Source organism: Bradyrhizobium sp. P5_C11_2 (assembly GCF_054049755.1).
In genome coordinates, this window is sequence record NZ_JBFULT010000591.1 from 1 (window position 1) to 4525 (window position 4525).

At 68.2% G+C, this 4525-nt stretch carries 3 protein-coding genes and 1 pseudogene; 2 read left to right on the top strand and 2 right to left on the bottom strand.

All coding sequences use genetic code 11. From position 1 onward, the window contains the following. Both ACXJL8_RS34740 and fliP read left to right on the top strand, forming a co-directional pair. Positions 1 to 302: pseudogene (locus ACXJL8_RS34740) on the top strand (flagellar biosynthetic protein FliO); the annotation flags it as partial. After that, complete coding sequence (fliP, locus tag ACXJL8_RS34745) at positions 299 to 1054, top strand: flagellar type III secretion system pore protein FliP (RefSeq protein WP_456686422.1); 756 nt, start codon at positions 299 to 301, stop codon at positions 1052 to 1054. The pseudogene ACXJL8_RS34740 and the gene fliP, both read left to right, overlap by 4 nt. A gap of 198 nt (positions 1055 to 1252) precedes the next feature. Here fliP and ACXJL8_RS34750 read toward each other — a convergent pair whose 3' ends face one another. Together ACXJL8_RS34750 and ACXJL8_RS34755 are read right to left on the bottom strand one after the other, a co-directional pair. Further along, entirely contained in the window at positions 1253 to 1489 is a 237-nt protein-coding gene (locus tag ACXJL8_RS34750; RefSeq protein ID WP_456623944.1) for a hypothetical protein, read from the bottom strand. A 78-nt stretch (positions 1490 to 1567) separates the two neighbouring features. Continuing rightward, on the bottom strand, positions 1568 to 4525 hold a 2958-nt coding region (locus ACXJL8_RS34755; protein WP_456686423.1), incomplete at its 5' end, for a tetratricopeptide repeat protein.

Genomic DNA, 4525 nt, shown 5'->3' on the forward strand with positions numbered 1-4525 from the left:
CTCCGCCTGTGCCGGTGGCGCCGCCCGTTCCGCCGCCGGCCCCCGCCCCGGCGCCATCGAGTGCCGAACAGAATCTCGCCGAGATGGCGCAGCGGCTCGAAGCCGCGCTGCGTCGTCCCGCCGGCGAGACGGTCGCGCCGCCGGTTGCGCCCGAGCCGCCGGCGCCTCCGCCGCGCGCGGCACGCATCGATCCGCCGGCCCCACCGGCGCCGCCTGCAAGACCGGCCCCGGAAAAGACCAGCTTTGAAAACCTCGAAGACGAGATGGCCTCGCTGCTCGGCCGTCCGAAGCCGTCTTCGTGAGGCTGCCGGCCCTCCCGCGTAGAGTTCTTTTTCTTTCTGTCCTGATCGGCGCGGCTTCGCTCGCAAGCCTTGCGCATGCGCAGGACATCAGCATCAATCTCGGCGGCCAGGGCGGCGGCGGCGTCACCGAGYGCGCGATCCAGCTCATCGCGCTGCTCACGGTGCTGTCGATCGCGCCGTCGATCCTGATCATGATGACGTCGTTCACGCGCATCGTGGTCGTGCTGTCGCTGTTGCGCACCGCGATGGGCACGGCGACCGCGCCGCCGAACTCGGTGATCATCGCGCTTGCGATGTTCCTCACCTYCTTCGTGATGGGGCCGGTGCTGCAAAAGTCCTATGACGACGGCATCCGCCCGCTCGTCGCCAACCAGCTCGGCGTCGAGGACGCGCTCCAGCGCGCCTCCGTTCCCTTGCGCGGCTTCATGCAGAAGAACGTGCGCGAGAAGGATTTGAAGCTGTTCCTGGACCTCTCCGGCGAGCCGCCCCCCGCCACACCCGACGATCTCGCGCTTCGCATCCTCGTTCCCGCCTTCATGATCTCCGAGCTGAAGCGCGCCTTCGAGATCGGCTTCCTCCTGTTCCTGCCGTTCCTGATCATCGACCTCGTCGTCGCCTCCGTGCTGATGTCGATGGGCATGATGATGCTGCCGCCCGCGACGATCTCGCTGCCGTTCAAGCTGATCTTCTTCGTGCTGGTCGACGGCTGGTCGCTGGTGGCGGGGAGCCTGGTGCAGAGTTACGGGGGGTAGCCCGGCTTTGCGGGAGCGATCAGCGACGCATCCTCTCCACCCCCAGCGATAGCATGTGGCCCCTCCCCGTCATTGCGAGGAGCCCTTGCGACGAAGCAATCCAGACTGCCTCCGCGGAAAGATTCTGGATTGCTTCGCTGCGCTCGCAATGACGAGAATGTGGCGGCCGGTCGGGCCGCGCTTCGCGCGGGCCCACCCCTACCCCTCCACATCATACTGCTTGCTGAGGTGATCCCCGATCTGCACCAGCATGGCGACGCTTTCGGGAAAGCCGGGCCTGTTGCGCGTGGCCTGGTCGGCGTCGGCGCGGAATTCCCAGCTGTCGCCGTCGCGGACGATCGAGATCATCATGCCGTCGGGGCTATCGGCATGGACCTTCAATTCGGCCCGCGCCATGGCGATGAGTTCGGCTTCGGTCTTGGCAGGCTTGCTCATTTCCCTCTCCCGGCATGAAGATGCACAGGTTGCCGCCTCGCGCGGCAGCTGTCGAGAGGTCCAGAGGTAGCAGGGGTCCTACCGCGTCATCTTGATCTGGCGCACGGCCGGGATCTTCGGCAGCGAGCCGGTGTGCTCGGCCTCGTCCTTGGCTTGCGGGGCGGTCGGTGCGCGGGCGGTGGCGTCCGGGAAGCGCTGCTTCATCTCGCGCAGGAAGCCGTCGAGGGTGTCGACGCTGGCGGCGAGCTTGGCGATCTCGGCGAATTCGGCGCTGGAGGCCCCGGCCGGCTTGCTCGCGATGTCGAAGGCGAGCCGGTCGGCGCTCTCGCTCATCAGCGGTGCGTATTTCTCGCGGAAGCGCGACAGGCCGATCGAGTCGTCGGCGAGCGCGTAGCCGACGGCGGCGCGGATGATGTCGCTCTTCTCCACCGCATTGAGCGGCTTGAAGTCGCGGAAGCGGTCGCCGTAATAGAGCTCGATCTGCTCGGCGGATTCACGCCAGCGCCGCGCCGCCCAGAAGATGTCGGAACGCAGGCGCAGCACCTCGCGTCCGGAAACGTTGGAGACGATGTCGAGCGCGAGATCGTGACGGCCGACGTCGCTCTGCGCACGCGCCTCCAGCAGCAGGCGCTGCTGCCGCAGCTCGCCGGAGAGATCGCTGATGCGGCTCGCGCGCAGCGCCGAAATCGCCATGTCGGGCTTGCGGTTGGCGAGATAGATCATGGACAGGCGCGCTGCGACCTGCGCGCGCGCGGCACCTTCGAGGCGATGGTCGACCTGGTATTGCAGCAGCTCCGCGGCCTGGTCGAGCAGATCGATCGAGGCCAGACGATCGGCCAGGCGGCGGATCAGCTCGTCGCCACGCCGCCCGATCGGCGTCAATTCACGGAACTCGTAGAACATCCCGAGCGCCTCGACCGGCGGCAGCTCGTCGCCCTTCGGTCCCAGGAAAATTTGCGTGAACAGATCGGAGGCGAGGTCCTGCGCCTGGCGCGAGGCCTCCGCGTTCGGCTGGAGTTTCGTCGCAGTGCGCGCCGCGGTGAGCGCGTCCCGGTAGCGCCCGTTCTCGGAATAGATCTGCGACAGCATCTGGAGCGTCTTGACCTCGATCGCGTCGCCGCGCCAGGTCATTGACAGCGTCTCGAGCTCGCGCAGCGCGTCTTCCTTACTGATCTCGTCGCGCTTCTGCCGCAGCGCGACTTCGAGCTGCTTGGCCTCCGCCGCGGCCTGACGGTCGTTCGAGGCGACCGCCATCTTGTAGTCGTCGAGCGCATCCCTGTCGTGGCCGAGCGCCTCGGCGAGCCGGCCGCGCAGCACGGCAAAGCCGGGCGCCGCCTCTGGCGGCACGCCGATCACCTCGACCTCGCCGCGGCGCTTGGAGGCGCMAGCATAGTCCTTGACCTCGAGCGAGGCGCGCATCGCGTCCATCGTCACGATGCGCTGGACGTCCAGCGGCAGCGAGGCGATGGCGAATTCGACGTTCTTGAATTTCTCGCGCGCATCGGCCCATTTGCCCTGGCGCGCATAGGCGAGCGCCTTCCAGAGCTGGGAGTCGTGGCTGTTGCCGATCACGGGATTGGCGAGGTCCTTCAGGCCCTGCGCCGGCCGGCCGATCAGGATGCTCGCGATCGCGTGCATGATCAGCGCGCCGCTCTCCTCCTTGTTGAAGGGATCGGTCAGCATCACGTCGGTGACGGCCTTGGCCTCGTGATACATGCCGCGCGACATGTAGAACTGCGCGAGATCGAGCCGCGGCAGCGAGCGCAGTCCCGGTTCGACCGCCGAGATCGCCGTGATCAGCTCGCCCTGGCGTGTGATGAAGTTTTCCGACTGGCCCTTGCGCCAGTTTTCGGGACTGAAGATCGGCCGCACCGCCGTCGGCGCCCGCTCGGCCGAGATGTCGACCGGCGACAGCGTCAGGCCGCCCTTCTTGCCGAGGATGACCTTGTCGGACCCGACCTCGACGCCGACCTCGTCGGAATTCGGCCGGATGGCGATGCCGTGCGCGGATTCCAGCAGCGAGAGATCGACGAGGTCCTGCCGCTTGATGAAGCCGCGGACCGGCCGCGGTGCGGTGACGACGTAGAGCGTGTCGCCGGCGTCGGGATCGGTGAGCTTGTGCAGGAGGCCCGGATTGGCAAAGGGAATGGCGATGTTGGCGAGCGCGGGATCGGTGATGTTGCGCGACATCATCAGCGGCAGCGGTGTCGCCTGGATCTTGTCGGCAAGCGTCAGGAGCCAGTTCGTCTCCTTGCCGACCTCCTCGCTCGTCAGCGAGTAGACCAGCGGCCGGGTCAGGCGGATGCGAACCGCCTGCCCCTTGTCGAGCGGCATGCGGCCGACCTCGCCGATCATCGCGCCGCCCCTGGTGCGGATGGCCTCGACGTCGATCGGCTTCGGCGTATCGAACACCAGCCAGATCGTGTCGCCGCGGCGGAACGCCGCCGCCGGCGTTGCGACCTGGAGCGGGAACGTCACGCGCAGACCGTCGCTGTCGCGGCGGGCATCGACGCTGGCCGCGGCAGGCGCAGCCTTGGCCTCAGGCGCAGCCTTGGCCTCCGCCGCGGCTGGTTCCTTCAGCGCGTCCTTGACCGGCTCCTTCGCAGCTTCCTTGACGGCCTCCTTGGGGACTTCGGCCATCATAGCTGCCGCCGGCTTGACCGGAGCGAGCGGTGCAGCGGCTTCGGCTGCGGGCTTCGGCCCATCCGCGGCGGGCGGAGCTTCGGGCACGGCCACCGCGGGCGCCGGCGCCGGTTTCGGCGCCTCGGCCGGCGGCATCGCGGCAGGAGCCTCCGGCTTGACCTCGGGCTTCACATCGATTTTGGCCTCGCGCGCGATCGTCTCCGACGTCGGCGGCGCGACCTCGCGCTGAGCGTCCTTCTTCTCGGCGGCCGGCTTCTCCGCTGCCGGCCCGTGGCCGGCCGGCTTGACCTGCGCGATCGCCGCCTCGGCCGTCGCGGCCGTCTTGCCCTTGTCGGGCTGGAAGGCGACGTCGACGACATAGTTCTTCTCGTCGCGGAAGGAGTGCACGTCGGA